Source organism: Streptomyces sp. NPDC036764 (assembly GCF_055609385.1).
Genome location: NZ_JBVJPT010000001.1, coordinates 1,067,244 through 1,086,098, shown reverse-complemented (window position 1 = coordinate 1,086,098; position 18,855 = coordinate 1,067,244). Strand labels below are relative to the sequence as shown.

The 18,855-nt window shown below is 69.9% G+C and carries 14 protein-coding genes; 8 read left to right on the top strand and 6 right to left on the bottom strand.

Annotated features, from left to right (window positions below; all coding sequences use genetic code 11):
• Window positions 1-7: 7 nt before the first annotated feature.
• Window positions 8-1,045, bottom strand: coding sequence for a LacI family DNA-binding transcriptional regulator (locus ACZ69Q_RS04630; protein WP_471036273.1), 1,038 nt, complete (start codon window positions 1,043-1,045; stop codon window positions 8-10).
• Window positions 1,046-1,186: 141 nt separating this feature from the next.
• On the opposite strand from ACZ69Q_RS04630, the gene ACZ69Q_RS04625 reads away from it, so the two are divergent.
• The gene (locus tag ACZ69Q_RS04625; RefSeq protein WP_471036270.1) at window positions 1,187-2,086 is read left to right on the top strand and encodes a hypothetical protein; all 900 of its coding nucleotides are present in this window, start codon (window positions 1,187-1,189) and stop codon (window positions 2,084-2,086) included.
• Between the two features lie 34 nt (window positions 2,087-2,120).
• Here the strand turns inward: ACZ69Q_RS04625 and ACZ69Q_RS04620 are convergent, their stop codons facing one another.
• Together ACZ69Q_RS04620 and ACZ69Q_RS04615 are read right to left on the bottom strand one after the other, a co-directional pair.
• Entirely contained in the window at window positions 2,121-3,056 is a 936-nt protein-coding gene (locus ACZ69Q_RS04620; RefSeq protein ID WP_471036267.1) for an ornithine cyclodeaminase family protein, read from the bottom strand.
• A 14-nt stretch (window positions 3,057-3,070) separates the two neighbouring features.
• A complete protein-coding gene (locus ACZ69Q_RS04615) occupies window positions 3,071-4,069 on the bottom strand; it encodes a multicopper oxidase domain-containing protein (protein WP_471036264.1) in 999 nt (332 codons plus the stop codon).
• A gap of 178 nt (window positions 4,070-4,247) precedes the next feature.
• On the opposite strand from ACZ69Q_RS04615, the gene ACZ69Q_RS04610 reads away from it, so the two are divergent.
• The 5 genes from ACZ69Q_RS04610 to ACZ69Q_RS04590 all read left to right on the top strand — a co-directional run bounded on the left by ACZ69Q_RS04610 (window position 4,248) and on the right by ACZ69Q_RS04590 (window position 13,576).
• The gene (locus ACZ69Q_RS04610) at window positions 4,248-6,725 is read left to right on the top strand and encodes a ThuA domain-containing protein (RefSeq protein WP_471036260.1); all 2,478 of its coding nucleotides are present in this window, start codon (window positions 4,248-4,250) and stop codon (window positions 6,723-6,725) included.
• Between the two features lie 14 nt (window positions 6,726-6,739).
• The gene (locus tag ACZ69Q_RS04605) at window positions 6,740-8,929 is read left to right on the top strand and encodes an OmpL47-type beta-barrel domain-containing protein (protein WP_471040063.1); all 2,190 of its coding nucleotides are present in this window, start codon (window positions 6,740-6,742) and stop codon (window positions 8,927-8,929) included.
• 126 nt (window positions 8,930-9,055) lie between these two features.
• Entirely contained in the window at window positions 9,056-9,967 is a 912-nt protein-coding gene (locus ACZ69Q_RS04600; protein WP_471036258.1) for a chlororespiratory reduction 6 domain-containing protein, read from the top strand.
• Window positions 9,957-12,749 carry a CHAT domain-containing protein gene (locus tag ACZ69Q_RS04595; protein WP_471036255.1) on the top strand — a complete coding sequence of 931 codons (2,793 nt, stop codon included), beginning with the start codon at window positions 9,957-9,959 and terminating at the stop codon, window positions 12,747-12,749. Before ACZ69Q_RS04600 ends, ACZ69Q_RS04595 begins: the two co-directional genes overlap by 11 nt.
• Entirely contained in the window at window positions 12,749-13,576 is an 828-nt protein-coding gene (locus tag ACZ69Q_RS04590) for a hypothetical protein (RefSeq protein ID WP_471036251.1), read from the top strand. Before ACZ69Q_RS04595 ends, ACZ69Q_RS04590 begins: the two co-directional genes overlap by 1 nt.
• 17 nt (window positions 13,577-13,593) lie before the next feature.
• Here ACZ69Q_RS04590 and ligD read toward each other — a convergent pair whose 3' ends face one another.
• Window positions 13,594-14,625 carry a non-homologous end-joining DNA ligase gene (gene ligD / locus ACZ69Q_RS04585; RefSeq protein WP_471036247.1) on the bottom strand — a complete coding sequence of 344 codons (1,032 nt, stop codon included), beginning with the start codon at window positions 14,623-14,625 and terminating at the stop codon, window positions 13,594-13,596.
• A 75-nt stretch (window positions 14,626-14,700) separates the two neighbouring features.
• Between ligD and ACZ69Q_RS04580 the strand changes: the two genes are divergently transcribed.
• Window positions 14,701-15,771: an ATP-dependent DNA ligase gene (locus tag ACZ69Q_RS04580; RefSeq protein WP_471036246.1), complete on the top strand. Its 1,071-nt coding sequence runs from the start codon at window positions 14,701-14,703 to the stop codon at window positions 15,769-15,771.
• 26 nt (window positions 15,772-15,797) lie between these two features.
• Here ACZ69Q_RS04580 and ACZ69Q_RS04575 read toward each other — a convergent pair whose 3' ends face one another.
• A complete protein-coding gene (locus tag ACZ69Q_RS04575; RefSeq protein WP_471036244.1) occupies window positions 15,798-16,988 on the bottom strand; it encodes a zinc-dependent alcohol dehydrogenase in 1,191 nt (396 codons plus the stop codon).
• 281 nt (window positions 16,989-17,269) lie between these two features.
• Between ACZ69Q_RS04575 and ACZ69Q_RS04570 the strand changes: the two genes are divergently transcribed.
• Complete coding sequence (locus tag ACZ69Q_RS04570; RefSeq protein ID WP_471036241.1) at window positions 17,270-18,217, top strand: DUF3048 domain-containing protein; 948 nt, start codon at window positions 17,270-17,272, stop codon at window positions 18,215-18,217.
• 28 nt (window positions 18,218-18,245) lie between these two features.
• Here the strand turns inward: ACZ69Q_RS04570 and ACZ69Q_RS04565 are convergent, their stop codons facing one another.
• On the bottom strand, window positions 18,246-18,710 hold the full coding sequence (locus ACZ69Q_RS04565) for a MarR family winged helix-turn-helix transcriptional regulator (RefSeq protein WP_471036238.1): 465 nt from the start codon (window positions 18,708-18,710) through the stop codon (window positions 18,246-18,248).
• Window positions 18,711-18,855: the final 145 nt, after the last annotated feature.

The window sequence follows — 18,855 nt, the reverse complement described above, 5'->3', positions numbered from 1 at the left end:
TTCGGGCCTACGCGGACGCCCGCCGGATCAGCGTGGTCGGCAGCACCACGCTGGACGGCGTGGCCGCGATGCCCTGGTCGGCGGCGTTGCGCTCCAGGCCGCGCAGCAGCAGCCGGGCCATCAGCCGGCCCATCTCCTCGATGTCCTGACGGATCGTCGTGAGCGGCGGCTCGGTCTGCTCGGTCACCGGCAGCATGTCGTCGAAGCCGACCACGGCGACATCGTCCGGCACCCGCCGCCCGGCCTCCCGCAGCACCCGCAGCGCCCCGGCGGCGGTGAGGTCGTTGGCGGCGAACACGGCGTCCAGGTCCGGGCATCGCGCCAGCAGTTCGCGCATCGCCCGTTCCCCGCCGGCCGGTGTGAAGTCGCTCTCGACGATCAGCCGTGGATCGGCGTCGACCATGACGTCCCGGTACCCGTCGAGCCGGTCCACCGCCGAGGTCTGGTCGAGGGCGCCGGTGATGTGCGCGATCCGGGTGCGGCCCAGGCCGGCGAGATGCCGTACGGCGTCGCGGGCGCCGCCGCGGTTGTCCACGTCGACGTACACGACACCGCCTCGGTCCCCGCTCCAGCCGGGCCGTCCGCCGAAGACGGTGGGCACTGCGGCGCGCTGGATCAGTTCGGGCAGGGGGTCGTCGAGGTGCAGGGAGAAGACGAGCGCCCCGTCGACATGCCCGCCGGCGAGATAGCGGCCGACGCGAGCGTGGTCGTCCCGCCCTTCCGTGAGCAGCAGCACGAGCTGGTTGTCGTGGGCCGTCAACTCCTTGCTGATGCCGCGCAGTTGCAGGGCGAAGAAGGGGTCGGCGAAGACGCGGGTCTCGGGTTCGGCGACGATGACCGCGATGGCGTCGTGGCGCCGGGTCACCAGGCTGCGGGCGGCCTGGTTCGGCACGTAGCCCAGCTCGTCCACGGCCTTGCGGACCCGCTCGACGAGCGGCTCCCTGACTCCGTCCCCGCCATTGACGACGCGTGACACGGTGGCCCGCGAGACCCCGGCCCGCGCGGCGACTGCCTCCAGGGTGGGGCGCGGGGCGGTGTCGGTCACTGCGTTGCTCCTCGTCGACGGATGCCGATCAGGATAGCCCCGCCGTGAGCCGCACGTGAGAGCGCTCTCGCCCGGGCGAAAACGCCTTGCCCCCGAGCCCGGTGCCGGTGAGGATCGGCGCCATGACGATGAGAAAGGCTCATGCCGAGTAGGCGCCCCGGCAAGCACCCCGAGCCCCGGCTCGTGCCGTACGCCCGGCTCCCCCGCCGCCACCACGACCGGCACATCGCGCACATCGCGCACAGCACGGTCGACGCCTACGGCCGCGCGCACTGGCTGCTCACCGGGCAGGACCCCGGCGGAGCGCGCGACCCGTACGAGGCGGTGGTGGTCACCGTCGCGGACGGATATCCCCAAGAGACGCACCTCAGTGCCGTGTCGGCGCGTTCCCCACGGCTGCAGGCCCTCCCGGACGGTGGCTTCGTGATCGCGGCCCCCCGCGCCCGCCCGCACGAGGAGCAGGTGCAGGTCTTCGACGCGCTGGGACGCTGCACGGCGACGTTCCGGGTCGGGGACGCGATCGAGCATCTCCTTGCCGACGAGGCGGGCGATCTGTGGGTGGGCTACTTCGACGAAGGCATCTACGGCGACGATGCGTTGAGTCGGCCCGGCCTGCGTCGCTGGAGTTCGTCGGGTGAACCTCTGTGGACCTACCGCGGCGGTCCGGGAGCCGGGGAGATCTCCGACTGCTACGCCCTCAACGTGCACGGCCGGACCGCCTGGGCGTGCCCGTACCATCTCTTCCCGGTTCTGGAGATCCGGAGCGACGCAGCGATGCGGGTGCGTGAGTCCTGCGTCCGGGGCGCGAAGGGGATGGCCGTGCACGCCGACCGGCTCGTGTTCTTCGGGGGATACGGCACCGACCACGACCGGCTGGTGGACTGCCGTATCACCGAGCGGACCGTCGATACGGCCGCCGCGGGCAGACTGCTCCGTCCGGACGGCAGCCCTGTCGGCCGCCGCCGTCTGGTCTGCCGCGGTCCGCGGATCTACGTCCAGGAGGAGCCCGGCCTGGAGTGGACGGTGCTCGACATCTCCTGAGCAAGGGGGCGAGGGAGCTTGGGACGAGTGGCGTTCAGGCCAGCAGGTCGACCTGCCGTCCCACGCCCTCCCGCTCCGCGGCCCGGAACGCCGTCCACGCGAGCGCCAGGTCCTGCCAGGGCAGCCCGACCGGCGCGTAGACGCTGCGGCTTGCGGCGCTCACCCGCCCCGGGTGGTCGCCCCGAAGGAGGTCCCCGAGCTCGGCGTCGGCGGCGGTGGCAGGCAGGCCGGCTGCCGCCAAGGCGCCCGTGCTCGCGGCGAGTTCACGGTCGTCCACGACGAGCAGCGCGGCACGCAGCAGGTCGGCGGCGAGCTCCTGCTTGCCGGGCTCGTCCGCGCCCAGGCTCGTGAAGTGCTGGCCGTCCCGCGTGTCCGACAGCCGCAGCAGCGGCTCCCGGGCCCAGGTCGCCAGCAGTACGGTGTCGGCGTCCGCCGCGACCTCCTGTGCCGAGGCCGCCGTCCGGCCGGCGTGCCGTGCGGCGAACTCCTCGGCCCGCCCGGCATCCGTGTCATGGACGACGAGGGCACGCCAGGGCCGTAGCTCCGCCAGCCCACGCAGCGTCAGCTCGGCCTGGGCGCCCGCGCCGACCACACCGAGGACGTCGCCGGGACCGGCCAGCGCGTGCGTCCCCAGCGCCGCCGCCAGCCCGGTGCGCCACGCCGTCACCGTGGCCGAGTCCAGCAGCGCCAGCAGTTCCCCGTCCCTGCCGCTGTGCAGGCAGATCACCCCGCGCAGGGCGGGCCGGGCGCCGGGGAACTTGGCGTTGACCTTCACCGTGTACGCCTCGATGCCCGGCAGGACGCCGGGGATGAGCGCGGTGGCCGTGCCGGGGAACGGCAGATCGGTGCGCACCCGCTGCCCCGCGACCGTGGCGTCCCGCGCCCGGCGGAAGCCGTCGCGCAGCACCTCCAGACAGGTCCCGGGTGCCAGCACCGCTTCCAGGTCACTGCGTGTCAGAACAAGAGTCACCCGTCCATGATCCGTCAGTGCTCGTGCTCGTGCTCGTGCGCGGACGCCGAGGCCGGCTCGTGACCGTGTTCGTGCGGGTCGTAGCCGGGAATCGTGCCGTCCGTCTTCTTCACCAGGAACAGCCCCACCATGCCCATGTCGGAGTGGCTCTGCACATGGCAGTGATACATCCACGCACCGGCTCCGACCCCCTCACCGGCGATCACCTGGAAGCCGAACGAGTCCGCGGGGCCGACGATCTTGTTGTCGATGACCTGGCTGGGGTCGTCGGGGCCGGTGAGCATGCCCGTGCGGTTGTCCGCCCAGCGGTGCCCGTGCATGTGGAAGGTGTGGTAGTACTCGCCGTGCGTGATCATCACGATCTCGACCCGATCGCCCACCGTGGCCTCGAAGTCGGGGCCGCTGTGCGCGGGTTTGTTGTTGATGAGCATGTCGTTGAAGACGATCGTGTGGGTCGCGTCGGGGAGGATGTCGCCCTTGCGCCGCACGATCACCGGCCCGTACAGGCCCTTGCGGATGCCGCCGGTGCCGTGCTCGGTGCCGACGACATGGTCGTGGTAGTGCCAGTAACCGGCGCTGCCCGCCCGCCAGGTGCCGTCCTTGCGGCGGCCGGGGGCATGGGTGCGCCAGGTGTAGGTGCGGGTGCCGCCGGGCTCGACGTCGCTCTTGTTCAGCTTCGTGCCGTCGCTGGTGATCTCGTAGTCGAGGCCGTGGACGTGCAGACTCACCGGCACGTCCATGGTGTTCTCGAACTCGACGTGCAGGGTGTCGCCCTCGTTGAGCTCGATCAGCGGACCGGGGATGGTCGCCTTGCCCTTCTCCAGGCCGTAGCCCATCTGCCCGTCGGCGAGCTTCTCGGCGTACAGCTTCAGGTGTCGGACCTCACCTCCGGCCGGGGCGGTACGCGGTGGTGCGTCAGCGCCGACGGCCTCGGGTACCGATCCCAGCGACAACGATGTCGCGACGGTGGCGCCGCCCAGCAGTACACGTCTGTTGAAGCTGCGTCTGTCCATGCCGAACTCCCCACGGCGGTACGGAAATTACGGGGATGAACCGGTGAGACGGTACCGGCCACTCCCTCGTTTATCCACACTCAGGACAAAGTTCGTCTCAGTCAGGTCATAGGTATTGGCCTGTCGCTCAAAGGGGTCTAGCTTCCTTGTCGCTGTTGCTGTGACCGTGGAGGTGCCCATGCACTTACGAGGGTTGAGCACGAGAAGACAGACCTGGGTGGCTGCCGTGACGGCAGGGATTGTCGCCGCCGGGCTGATGGCAGCCCCGGCGGCGGACGCACGCCCTGCCCCGGAACCACCCCTGACAACGATGTCCATCAAGTCGCCTCCGGGCGGCGCCAACGTACGGGTGCTCATCTTCTACGGGTCCGCCGCCTCCGGCGAGGAGTCGCCGCTGGTGAACGCCGGCATCGAGGCGATCGAGAAGATCGGCCTGTCGGGCCCGGCCGACCAGCGTTACAAGACCGAGGCCACCAACGACGCCTCGGTGTTCACCGATGAGACCAGGCTGGGCCGGTTCAATTCCATCGTGTTCCTGACCGGTGGCGGCGATGTCCTCGACCCGGAGCAGGAGGCAGGCCTGGAGGCCTACATGGAGGCGGGCGGCGGTTTCGTCGGCGTCCATGACGCGGCCCGCGCCGAGCCGTACTCGGACTGGTTCACCGGCCTCGTCGGCGCCCGCCCGGCGGCCGGCGGCCCGACGAACGCGCAGCGCGCGGTCGTCGAGGTCGGCGACCGGCGGCATCCGGCCACCAAGGACCTGCCGGTTCAGTGGAAACGGCCGGACAAGTGGCTGAACTGGACGAAGAACCCGTCGGGTTCGGTGCACACGGTCGCCCGCGTGCGGGAGTCCAGCTACCAGCCGGGGTCGAGTGCCAACGGCTGGGACCACCCGGTGAGTTGGTGCCGTGACTACGACGGCGGCCGCTCCTTCTACACGGGCATGGGCGGCACGGTGTCGTCGTACGACGAGACCGACTTCCGTACGCATCTGCGCGGCGCCCTGCTGTGGACGACCCGGCTGTCCCAGGCCGACTGCAAGGCCACCATCAACGGCAACTACAAGGCCGAGCGCCTCACCCAGCCCAACCAGGCCGGCCAGAACGACCAGATCGGCGAACCGCACGGCCTGGTGACGGCCCCCGACGGCCGGGTTCTGTACATCGGCCGGGGCGGCGCCGACTCCTCCCAGCCGGTGGTCACCGACTGGAACAACCCGGACATCGGCAAGGGCAAGGGCGAGATCCACGTCTACGACCCGAAGACCAAGAAGGTCACCCTGGCCGGGGCGTTGACCGTGTTCGGCAACAAGGGCGGCGGCGACGAGCTGATCAAGGTCGAGGAAGGCCTTCTCGGCATCGAGCTCGACCCGCGCTTCGAGGAGAACGGCTGGGTGTATCTGCACTACACCCCGCACTCGCAGCTCAACCGCGACACGCGGATGGCGGAGCGGCGCGTCTCCCGCTTCACGCTCGACCTGGCCACCAACAAGCTGGACCTGGGCAGTGAGAAGGTGCTGCTCAAGTGGCCGGTGCAGGTGCACAGTTGCTGCCACTCGGGTGGCGGGATGACCTGGGACTCCAAGGGCAACCTGTACATCGCGACCGGCGACAACAACTCCAGCGGCTTCAGCGGGGGTTACTCGGGCAACAACCCCGAGCCCAACTACAAGGGCGTCTCGTTCGCCGACGCGCGCCGCACCGCCGGCAACACCAACAACCTCAACGGCAAGATCCTGCGCATCCACCCGGAGCCGGACGGCACGTACACGCTGCCGGCGGGCAACCTCTTCACCGGCAAGGAGACCGAGGAGGGCGGCGGGAAGACGCGCGGCGAGATCTATGTGATGGGCGTCAGGAACCCGGCGCGCATCTTCGTCGACAAGCAGACGGACATCCTGTACGCGGGCTGGGTCGGCCCCGACGCGGGCGCGCCGTCGACGACCTGGGGTCCGGCGAAGTACGACACGTTCGCCGTCATCACCAAGGCGAGCAACCGGGGCTGGCCGTACTGCATGGGCAACAAGCAGCCCTACCGGGACCGCAACCTGCCCGATCCGAGCAAGCCGCTGGGCTGGTACGACTGCAACCACCCGAAGAACGAGTCGCCGAACAACGACGGCCTCGTCAACCTCCCGCCGGTCACCGGCAACAACATCTGGTACTCGCCCCAGGGCGGCGCCCCGGACTTCCCGCGCGACGCGAACGGCGTGCCGTCGTACAAGCAGGAGGAGGCCACCTACGGTCTGCCGTGGCTCAAGGGCGGCGGCCAGGCCGCGATGAACGGTCCGGTCTACCGGTACGACGCGGCGAGCACCAGCGGCACCAAGTGGCCGGCCTACTGGGACGGCAAGTGGTTCGTCGGTGACTTCTACGACGCCGACCAGCCGCGCAACGCGGTGATCACGGACCCGAAGACGCACGGGGACGGCGGTCTGCCGGTCCACTCGGAGTCCCTGAAGAAGATCGTGCCGATCGGCAACGACGGCATCAAGAACCTCATGGACTGGAAGTTCGGTCCGGACGGCGCGCTGTACGTGCTCGACTACGGCCGGGGCTTCTTCACCTCGGACGCCAGGTCGGCGCTGTGGCGGGTCACCTACACGGGCGGCGGGCCGACACCGGCCGCCGACCAGCTCGCGAGGGGGGCGCAGTGACACGGCAACGAAGAATGTGGGCGGCCCTGCTGGCCGCACTGCTGGTGGTGTTGGGGCTGCAAGCCCTGCCCGCGACCGGACAGCCGCAACCGCAGCCTCAGGCGGCCGCCGCGCAGGTCCTCACCTGGACGGCCGGCGACGACATCACGAAGTACGTCTCGGCCCCCACGACGGCCGTGGCGGGTGCGACGACGATCGTCTTCGAGAACAGCAAGGCGACCGGCAACACCACCGGGATGCCGCACACGTTGACGTTCGACACCTCCGATCCCGAGTTCAACAACGACGTCCAGCTCAACATCCTCGCCAACCCGAACGACGACCAGGGCGGCCGCCACACCGCCGAGGTCACGCTCACCCCCGGCCGCTACCGCTTCTACTGCACGATCCCCGGTCACGGGCAGATGCAGGGCATCCTGGTGGTGACCGAGGGCACCGGCGAGGACACGACGGCACCCGAGGCGTCGGCGCATGTCAGCGGGACACAGAACGCGCAGGGGCAGTACGTCGGTTCGGCGAGCGTGGCACTGCACGCCACCGACAACGAGGGCGGCTCCGGGGTCGACCGTGTCGAGTACGCGGTCGGCGACGCGGGCGCCTGGACGCCGTACGCCACCCCGGTCGTCGTCGATCAGGTCGGCGACCACAAGATCCGCTACCGCGCGCTCGACAAGGCGGGGAACGTCTCGGCGGAGAAGAGCGTCACCTTCACGGTGGTCCCGCCGCCGACCGACGACACGACGGCGCCGGAGACCTCGGCGACCGTCGGTGGCGAGCAGAACCCCGACGGCACGTACATCGACATGGCGACGGTCACGGTCTCGGCCTCCGACACCGGTTCCGGCGTCAACACCATCGAGTACGCGGTCGGTTCCGGTGCCTGGCAGGCATACACCGGTCCGGTGATGGTGCACGAGGTCGGCTCCCATACCGTGCGCTACCGGGCCACCGACAAGGCGGGGAACGTCGCCGCCGAGAAGAGCGTGCAGTTCACGGTCGTGGCGGCGCCCCAGCCGGATACGACCGCGCCGGTGACGGGTGTGAGCGTCGAGGGCACGAAGAACTCGTCCGGGGCGTACATCGGCAACGCCAAGGTGACCGTCACGGCGACCGACGAGCACCACGGCTCGGGCGTCGACCGGATCGAGTACTCGATCGACGGCGGGCCGTACCTGGCGTACACCGCCCCGGTGGTCGTCGACCGCGCGGGCACGCACACCCTCGCCTACCGTGCCACCGACAAGGCGGGCAACACCTCCGCCGCCCGCACGGTGACCTTCACCGTGGTGTCCGGCCAGGTCCCCGCCCCCAACTGCCCGGAGTTCGACGAGCGGTTGACGGTGATCGTCGGCACGGTCGACTCGGGCGTCCCGAACCGGCTCACCAACAGCCGGTGCCGGATCAACGAGCTGATCGAGGACGAGAGGGAGTGGACGTCCCACGCGCTGTTCCTCAAGCACGTGACGACGGTCTTGGACAAGCTCCTCAAGGAAGGCGTCGTCGACCAGCGCGAGTACAACGCCGTCCGCAAGGCGGCCCGCCAGTCCGGGATCGGCAAGCCCGGACAGACCGAGGGCTACCGCACGATCCTCGACGGCAGCGCGGCGTCGTTCGCCAAGTGGCAGCAGGTGGGCGGTGGCTCGTTCGCGCCGAACGGCGACGGCTCGATCACGTCCGGGACGACGAAGGCCGGCCTGGGCATGCTGTGGTTCCCCGAGCGCAAGTACGGCGACTTCTCGCTCAAGCTCCAGTGGCGCGACGACGCACCGGGCACGGGCAACGCCAACTCCGGCGTCTTCGTCCGCTTCCCGTGGGTCCACGACCATCCCGAGGAGCCACGGCCGGAGTGGGCCGCCATCAAGTACGGGCACGAGGTGCAGGTGTTCGACCGTCCTGACGGCGACATGTACAAGACGGGCTCGATCTACGGCTTCGACCGGGTGGGGCTCGCCGGTGCCGGCGTCACCCAGAAGGGCGCGTGGAACGACTACGAGATCCGGGTGGTCGACCAGCACTACTCGGTCTACCGCAACGGCGTGCTGATCAACGAGTTCGACAACACCGGCGGCCAGGACTTCGTCCCGCCCCGCTCGGACGACCCGGGCACGGACGGACGGCGGTTCGCCTCCGGCTACGTCGGACTCCAGGTGCACGGCACGACGGACGTGGTGTCGTACCGGGACATCCGGATCAAGGAGTTGTGAGAAGAGGACGGGCAGGGATCGTGTCAGGGTTCATCCGGAAAGACAGTCACGATCTTTGATGACCAACCGTACAATTCCGGCAAGGTGGCGTGCCCAACGTCACCTTGTCCGGAACGGGGGTCGGACATGTCCGAGGGGGAGCGGCGTTCCGCGGGGCTGAACGCCGAGGAACAGGGCGCCGACGAGCAGCCTCTCGGCGGATTCTTCGGACGGATCGAGGCTCTCGCCGTGCCCGTTGGGGACGGCACTCAGCAGATGGACGGCCGTGAGCTCAGAGAACTGGTCGCGTCCGACGCCGAGCAGACGGCCTCGGCATGCCGCCATCTGGTCGACAAGGCCAAGGCACGGAAAGGCACCTGGCACGGCTTCGCCCAACTGGCCGTCGTCATCGCCGCGCTCTATGACCTGGAGTTCCGCGACGACACGTTGACGGAGTTTGTGGAATCCGCGTTCGATGCCGCTGGGATCACTGTCCGCCAGCCGGACTGGGTCCCTACGGAAGAGAGTCCGGGTCCACCGGCCGAGAAGCCGGTGCGGTTCTCCATTTCCCTCGATCTTGTCGAGGGCGGCGACATCTACCCCTTCGTCGTCATGTTCTCCCACCGCGCACAGGGGCTCGGGCCGGAGCGGATCGCCGAGCTCAGGAAGCGCCACGGCAGGTACATGGTCACCTTCGAAGTTCCGGACTCCGATCCTCGCGAGGTGTGGGAGATCCCCGAGATCCGATCCTATGTGGACCGGCTCAGCGATCAGTTGCCGTATCTGCCCTACTACTTCAAACCTCAGGACAGCGGCTCACTGTTCATGTGGCTGGCCTGCCTGACGCCGGCCCATGCCTGCTCCGAGGGCAACTTGGACCTGGACAATGACCACGTCGTCGCCGTCACCGCCTGGAGCATGCACGCGACGCGACTGCTGGCCGAGTTGTTGGGCGACGATCCCGACGACGCGTGTGCCTCGGTGTTCGCTCCTCTGCCCCCTCCGTTCAGGTCCCGCGTCATCTCCCTCGTCGAGAAGGTCTTCAGCCATGACGAGTGAGGACGGCACGGTGGCTCGGGTGGTGACAGACGTGCTGGAGGGACGGTTGTCACTGCCCGATGCGGAGCAGCAACTCAAGGGCGATCCGGAGTGGTACGACCGGTCCTTTTTCGAGACCCGGGGGCAGGAGCTCACAGATCTCGTGGACAGGATCGGTACGGCCCCCACCGCACTGCACGCCCAGACCACAACCGAGCTCGGCGTCACGGCTGCGACGTTGTTTCCCGCCGAGACCCGCGGATACATCCTGATGCAAGGAGCTCTGCGGCTCATCGCGCTGGACGCTCCCGCCCCCGCGTTCGACTTCCTCGAGCGGGCCTTGAGCCTTCTCGAGGCCGATGAACCGATCCGGCTAACGGCTCGTCGGCTCCGGTTGCAAACCCTTGCCCTGCTGGGCCGCCACGACGAGTTCCGCCGCGACTGTCCTGCCGTCGTCGCCGAAGCGGAGCGGCTGGACAGCCGCGTGGACCTCAGCATGGCGCTCATGGACCAGGCTGATGTCACGGCACAGAGCGGTGATGCGAGGACTGCTCTTGACACGGTACGGGTGGCTCGCCGCATCCGCGGCACAGTGCGGGCTCACGACGGGGGCCCTGTGTACTCCCTGGTGTCGTTTGCCTATCAACACGCCTTGATCGCACGGCAGGCAGGTCTGTTCGAGGAGACCCTCGAGGTACTCGAAGAGGCCCGGGGACTCGCCTTCGCGGCCGGTGATTCCGATCTTGCCGCCCTGATGTTGCAGGAATCGGGACGCACCTGGAATTTCCTCGGCGAGCGGGAGCGGAGCACGCGGATGGTCGAGCAGGCAGCGACGGAGGCCGAGAGGCTCGGACGTCACGACTGGGCGGCCGAGTGGCGGGGCGAGTTCACGGACGGAGTGGACGACCGGTACGAGAAGGGATGGGCCTGGCGGCGGGCTTCTGTGATCATCAACCGGCAACCTGAGCGGGCCGCCGAGGCGGTTCCTCTGCTGAGGGGATGCATCGCCGAGGCACTGGGACTCCACTCACCTGTGTACGAGGCCGACGCTCGCCATGCACTGGGGATCGCCCACGGCCTCTGCGGCAACTCGGCACAGGCCGAAGTCGCCCTGCGTACGGCCGTGCGGGCAGCCGAGCGCAGCGGGGACATGCTGCGCTCTGTGCGTTACCGCATTGACCTGGTGCGCAATCTGATCCATCAAGGCAAGGCCCATCAAGCCATGGCGGAGGTGGCCCCGGCCATCGAGCTCGGCGAGCGCTTACGAGCAGGGGCCGTCACCGTCGAGCTTCGGCAGAGCGTCGCCGTGGCCCTGTCCGCGGCATACGACGCGCACGTGTTCGTAACCGCCGTACTCCACCAGTCGGGCGAACCGGTGGACGAGAGTGACGATCCGGCAGAGCTCCCCTCGCGCACAAGCTCGTTGCTCGAGATGGGGCAACGAGCGCGTGCCGCCACCATGACCGAGGAACTGCGCGTCGGGGAGGTCGTGGAGGCCGACGCGGATCCGGCGCTGAAGTCCGCGGTTCTCGGGCTGCGGGCCGCGGAGGCCGCACTGCAGCTCGCTGCCGCCGAGTTCAAAGGCCTGGCTGAGCCGATCGCCGAGCGCGAGCGCGCCGCGACCGAACTGGAGCGAGCCTCCGCCATGGCGGGCAGCTCACTGCGCGTGAACGCCGATCCGGTGCCCATCGAGCAACTGGCGGGAGTGCTCGCCCCGGGGGATGTTCTGGTCGACCTTCTGGCAGTGCCCGATGGCGTGACGATCACATGTCTCAGCAGTGACGGCGCAACCACGGCCCGGCTGTTCAAGTGGGGTGCACTGACTCGACGCCGTACTCTGCTGCGGCTCCAACGGGTGCGTCGCGAGTATCTGAACGCGCATCCCGACGATCTCCAGGAGACCCGGGCCCTGGCCGAGGAGAGCGCGCGCCGGCTCGATGAAGGGCTGTTCGCCGAAATCGCCGGGGCGGTGGGAGACGTGTGTTCCAAGCCTCCGGTGCGGCTGTTCGTCAGCCCGGAGAACGAGCTGTTCCAACTGCCGTACTGGCGCTTGGCAGACCTGTTGCCGGGCTCCGTCGTGAGCGTGTTGCCGACTTCAGGTGCGCTGCCCCTGCTGCGGGCCCGGCGCCGCGACGGCAGGCGGCCGTGGATCTCGGTTTCGGATCCCTCCCGAACCCTTCGTCACACGGCCCGGGACATCCCTGAGTCGCTGGGCTACCAGCCGTGTCCTCCCGAGACCGAGGCTCTGCTCGCCACCCTGCCCGGCGCGGGCCGTGTCCACTTCGCGTGCCACGGGCACTTCGACCCCGACAGCGCCTACCGTTCCGGGCTCGAAGTGGCCGTGTCGTCCCTGCCGGACCCGCTGGGGGCCCGCGAGGAACAGCGCAGGGCAGGCCTCGAACTGTTCACCGCCGCTCAGATCACCGGCCGGCTGCTGCTGCCGCACTGTGCTCTCGTGGTGCTGTCGGCCTGTGACTCCGGACTGCCCCGGCACCACGCGGCCAGCGAGTTCACCAGCTTGCCGGGCGCGTTCCTGATCGCCGGGGCCCGCAACGTCATCGCCTCCCTGTGGCCGGCTCACGACGCGGCCGCGGCACTGCTCATGAACGCCTTCTACACCGCGAGCGCCGCCGCTTCGAACCCGCCCCCCTCCGCCGCGCTGGCCATGGCACGGCAGCGCCTCGCCTCGATCAGTCGTGCGGAGGCGGTCGCCGTCCTGGGCACGGACGATCTGCCTCCGTTCGACCCGCCGTTCGCGGACAGCGTGTACACCGACTGCTTCCAGCACTATGGAGTCGACTGATGGCCGATCCCTCCCGCTTGTTCATCCGTGCGCTGGCCGACGTCTGGGGCAAGGGCTACTGGGTGACCTGGCACCCCTCCGCCCGGTACCGGCTGGGCGATGTCGGCACGGCCAGGGGTCAGGGGCTCGTGCCGATCACCAGTCTCGACGAGATCGGGATCGCGACCTCTCAGGTCGCTCCCACCAGCCGGGACGAGCTGACCTGGCGTACCAGGGGCGGGGTCAGCGTGACCTACAAGTCGGCGGGACAGGCGGGTGGCCCGTTCGCCATGCTGGCCGACGCCCAGGCGGGCGCCCTGGTCGAGTTCTCCCGCGAGAACGCCCTGCTGGTCGCTTATCGGGGGTTGACCGAGCACCGCCTGGCGGACCAGCCGCTCCTGGCCAGGGGACTGATCGAACGCTACTGGGCGGGCACCTGGCAGCTCGACTGGTACGTGGTCAGCCATCTGGTGACGGCCAAATCGGGAACCGTGCTGGTCGCGGGCCAGAAGGGTGCCTTGATAGAGATGCACGCGCGTGCGGCCCTCGGCGAAGCTCCGGCCACGCTGGCCGACCTGGCGGCCGGTGTACGCGGTGCCCGTTCCTCCGGGCTCGAATTGGAACTGCTGGGCAAGCAGGTGACGCCGTTCTACCGCGTGATGCGGCTGCGACGCCGGTTCATCCGGGGCGTCGAGGGCGTGTACGGAGACGTGCGGACGCTGCGTACCTCGGCGAACCGGCCGCGCGACGTGCCGGCGGACGTCCTGGAGGAGATCAGGGAAAGCCCTGACATCGCCCTGGAGTTTCCCGGCCAACTGGATCCCGCCCCCGGTGACGACGCAGGCTGAGGCGGCAATCCATACGCCTAGGCGCTTCCCGGCTCTGTCGGGTTCCGTTTGGCCCGGCTCGGCTGCACCCGCTTGGGCTCCCCCGGCATCTTCGGGTACTCCGGCGGGTAGGGCAGGTCGCCCAGGCCGTGGTCCTGTTCGTCGCGTCGGGCGAGTTCGAGCAGGGCGTCCAGGGAGAAGCGCTGGTCGTCCATGTCGGCGTGCACGTCCCCGAGTTCGGCGAAGCGGGCCGGCATGGTGGTGATGTCGAAGTCCTGGGGGTGGGCCACGCCGACCTCGTCCCAGCTCAGGGGCGCGGAGACCGGGGCGTGCGGGCGGGGACGCACCGAGTAGGCGGAGGCGATCGTGCGGTCGCGGGCCGTCTGGTTGTAGTCGACGAAGATGCGCTCGCCGCGCTCCTCCTTCCACCACTTGATCGTCACCTGCTTGGGCATCCGGCGCTCCAGCTCGCGTCCGACGGCGATCGCGGCGCGCCGGACCTGGGTGAAGGTCCAGCGTGGCTCGATGGGCACGAAGACGTGCAGGCCGCGGCCGCCGGAGGTCTTGGGCCAGCCGCGCAGGCCGCCGAACTCGTCCAGGACGGCGCGCAGTTCGTGGGCGGCGCGTACGGCGTCGTCGAAGTCGGTGCCGGGTTGCGGGTCGAGGTCGATGCGCAGTTCGTCGGGGCGGTCGACGTCGTCGCGGCGGACCGGCCACGGGTGGAAGGTGAGGGTGCCGTACTGGGCGGCCCACAGGACGGCCGCCTCTTCGGTGGGGCACATCTCGTCGGCGCTGCGGCCGCTGGGGAAGGTGATGTGGGCCGTGGGGATCCAGTCGGGCATGTTCTTGGGGGCCCGCTTCTGGTAGAACCACTCGCCGTTCAGGCCGTCCGGGTAGCGCTCCAGGGTGGTGGGGCGGTTGCGCAGGGCGCGCAGGATGCCGGGGCCGACGGCGATGTAGTAGCGGGCGAGGTCCAGCTTGGTGTAGCCGTGCTCCGGGAAGAAGATCTTGCCCGGGTTGGACAGGCGCACGGTCCGCCCGCCCGCCTCCAGTTCCACCGCTTCGCCCATGCGAGCCACGGTAGGCGCACGACGTACCGCTCGCACACCGGGCGGCGCCTGCCGGATGCGAGCAGAATCGAGGGCATGGACCTGCCGGTGATGCCGCCCGTGAAGCCGATGCTCGCCAAGTCGGTGGCGAAGATCCCGCCGGGCATGCAGTACGAGGCGAAGTGGGACGGGTTCAGGGCGATCGTGTTCCGCGACGGGGACGAGGTCGAGCTGGGCAGCCGTACCACCAAGTCGCTGACCAGGTACTTTCCCGAGCTGATCGCGGGGCTGAAGGAGCGGTTGCCCAAGCGGTGCGTGCTGGACGGGGAGATCGTGATCGCCCGGGAGGGGCGGTTGGACTTCGACGCGCTCACCGAGCGCATCCACCCGGCCGACTCGCGGGTGCGGACGCTGGCGGAGCGGACGCCGGCGTCGTTCGTGGCCTTCGACCTGCTGGCGCTGGCGGACGAGTCCCTGGTGGAGACCCCGCTCGCGGACCGGCGGGCGCTGCTCACGATGGCGTTGTCCGGGGTGTCGGCACCGGTGCACGTGGCGCCCGCGACGACCGACGTCGAGACGGCGCAGGGGTGGTTCGAGCAGTACGAGGGGGCGGGTCTCGACGGTGTGATCGCCAAGCCGCTGACGTTGCGCTACCTCCCGGACGAGCGGGCCATGTTCAAGATCAAGCACGAGCGCACGGCGGACGTCGTCGTCGCCGGCTACCGGCTGCACAAGAGCGGACCGATCGTGGGCTCCCTGCTGCTCGGCCTCCACGACGACCGTGGCACCCTCCAGCACGTGGGTGTGTCGGCCGCGTTCTCGATGAAGCGGCGGGCCGAGCTGATCGAGGAGCTGGAGCCGCTGCGGATGGAGGACGCCGTGGGGCATCCCTGGGCGGCGTGGTCCGACGAGGCGGCGCACGAGTCGGCCCGGCTGCCCGGCGCGCCGAGCCGCTGGTCGGGCAAGAAGGACCTGTCCTGGGTACCGCTGCGACCGGAGCGGGTGGCCGAGGTGGCGTACGACCACATGGAGAACGGCGTGCGCTTCCGGCACACCGCCCGCTTCCGCCGCTGGCGCCCGGACCGCACGCCGGAAAGCTGCACGTACGCCCAGCTCGAGGAGCCGGTCCGGTACGACCTCGCGGCGATCTTCGGTCCACAGGCCTGACCGACGGGACGTCCACGTCGGCCCCGTCAGGGCTTCATCAACACCTTCACCGCGCCGTCCTGCTTGTGCTGGAACATCTCGTACGCGTGCGGGGCGTCGCTCAGCGGCAGGCGGTGGGTGGCGAAGTCGTCGACGCCGAGGGGGTCCTCGTCCGTCAGGTACGGCAGGATGTCGTCGGCCCAGCGGCGTACGTTGGCCTGCCCCATCCGGATCTGGATCTGCTTGTCGAACAGCGTGAGCAGCGGGATCGGGTCCGCCGTGCCGCCGTAGACGCCGGACAGCGAGATCGTGCCGCCGCGCCGCACCAGGTCGATCGCGGTGTACAGGGCGGCCAGCCGGTCGACGCTGAAGCGCTCGGCGAGCGGTGCGCCCAGCTTGCGGGGCAGCAGCGTCGAGGCCTGCTGGGCGAGCCGGGCCGCCGCGCTGCCGTGGGCCTCGGTGCCGACCGCGTCGATGACGGCGTCGGGGCCGCGGCCGTCGGTCCGGTCACGGATGGCGGTGACGAGTTCCTTCTCGTCGTCGAAGCTCCTGAGGTCGAACGTCTCGACGCCCCGCTCCCGTGCCCGCCGCAGCCGCTCGGACACCAGGTCCACGCCGAACACCCTCCCCGCGCCCGTCACCTGGGCGACGCGGCAGGCCATGTCGCCGATGGGGCCGAGGCCGAGCACGGCGACGCTGCCGCCATCGGGAACCTCGGCGTAGCGGACCGCCTGCCAGGCGGTGGGCAGCACGTCGGAGAGGTAGACGAACCGGTCGTCGGGCGGCCCCTCGGGGATCTTGATCGGGCCGTACTGCGCCTGCGGGACCCGCAGGTACTCGGCCTGCGCGCCGGGCACCGCGCCGTACAGACGGGTGTAGCCGAACAGGGCGGCGCCCATGCCCTCGCCGGTGACCTGGGTGGTCTCGCACTGGGTGGGCAGCCCGGTCAGGCACATCCAGCAGTTGCCGCACGCGATCTGGAACGGCACCACGACCCGGTCGCCGGCCTGGAGGTCCGGCACTGCGGCGCCGACCTCCTCGACGACGCCGATCGGCTCGTGCCCGAGGATGTCCCCCGGTGTCATGAACGCGGTGAGCACCTCGTACAGATGCAGATCGGAGCCGCACAGCCCGCTGGAGGTGATGCGGACGACGGCGTCCGTCGGCTCCTGGATCCCGGGATCGGGCACGGTCTCCACCCGCACGTCCCGCCTGCCCTGCCAGGTCACTGCCCTCATCGCCCGCGCTCCCTCCGGTCGTCCGCGCACGGCCCTCGTACGGTGGGCGACCCGGGTACCCGCGCGCTCCCCGGCCGAATCGCCGACGTACAGGAGCCCGCCCCTGCTCCGCCAGGTGCGCCGGGTGAGCCGATCGGCGCAATGGCGAGGAGCGCGGGACCCGATCGGGTATGCACCCTATGAACAGATAAGCGCACAATTAATGGCATGAACCGGACGGGTGGCTACGGGTGACCAAGGTGGGCAGGCAACGAGCGGCGCGCACAAGAGGCGCCACGACCATGACCGGACTGCTGGCCGCCGCACTGGCGGCCTCCCTGGCCGCGGGCTGCACGACGTCCGGCGGCTCACGCGACGACGGCCGCGGCCAGGGCCGCTCGACGGCGCCCGGCGACGGCGAGAGCCTTGCGAAGGGCGGCTCGGTGCTGGCCGTGAAGATCGACAACTCCCGGCACGCACGGCCGCACACCGGCCTGAACGAGGCGGACATCGTCTACGTGGAGCAGGTCGAGGGCGGGCTCAGCCGGCTGATGGCGGTGTACGCGCAGAAGCTGCCGAAGGCGATCGGGCCGGTGCGCAGCGCCCGCGAGACCGACCTGGAGCTGCTGGGCCAGTTCGACCGGCCGGTGCTCGCCTTCTCCGGGGCGCAGAACAAGCTCCTGCCGCTGATCGACAAGACCCCCGTACAGGCGAAGCCGCCCGAGAAGGCGACCGACGCCTACTTCCGCGGCAAGTACCGGCCCGCACCGCACAACCTCTATCTGCGACCCCACCGGCTGATGGCCAAGCCGCCCGGTACGTCCGTCCTGACGACCGGCTTCCGCTTCGGCTCACCCCCCGCGGGCGGCAAGCCCACCACCTCGCAGACGGTGCGCTACGACGCGGCCCGGTACACCTTCACCTGGTCCAGGAGCCAGGACCGCTGGCTGGTCGCCATGGACGGCAAGGCCGCCGGTACGACGGACGGCAAGCGGGTCATGGCCGGCACGGTCGTCGTGCAGTACGTGAAGATCCGCAAGTCCCCGTTCCACGACAAGCTCGGCCACTACACGCCGTACACCGAGACGGTCGGCTCCGGAAAGGCGCGGGTGCTGCGCGACGGGCGCGCCTACGACGTCAGGTGGAAGCGCCCGAAGGCGTCGGACGGAACGACGTTCACGACGAACAGCGGCAAGCGGATGAACTTCCAGCACGGCCAGGTGTGGGTGGTGTTCGCGAACGCCTCCTGAACATCCGAACGCGCCGGAAGGCAGCGGATCAGGGCTGTGCGACCAGGGGTTCCCCCGGGTTGCGCAGCCCCTCGGCCGCGTCCGCCACGCGCCGGATCAGGTCGAAGAACAGCGTCTGCTCCTCGGCGGAGAGCGGGGCGAGGAAGACCTGGTTCATCCGGGCCGTGCGCACGGTCAGCTTCTTGTGGGTGCGCAGGCCCTCGTCCGTGAGGCGCAGCAGGAAGCGGCGGCCGTCCTGGGGGTCGCGGACCTTGTCGAGCAGCCCGCGCCGGCCGAGCCGGCTGATCACCTCGGCGATGGTGGACCGGTCGAGTCCGACCCGCTCCCCCACCGTCCGCTGGTCCAGGCCCGGCTCGGCGACGAGGGTGTTGAGCACGGCGAACTGGGGCGAGGTGATCTCCTCGGAGACCATCGTGTTCCACAGCAGGTAGTGCGCCTGCTGGAGCCGCCGGGCCAGGTGCCCGGGGTGGGTGGTGAGGTCCACGGCAGCCATGCGCACTCCCCCTGGTCATTTCGTCGGTGCACTGAACAATACCCGGCCTTGCCCTAACTGTCTGCGGCCCAGCAGGCCCGGCCGGCATCACATTTACCGAGGTCTTGACGGCTTCCCGCTCCAGTGACAGCGTGAGGGGGAACCT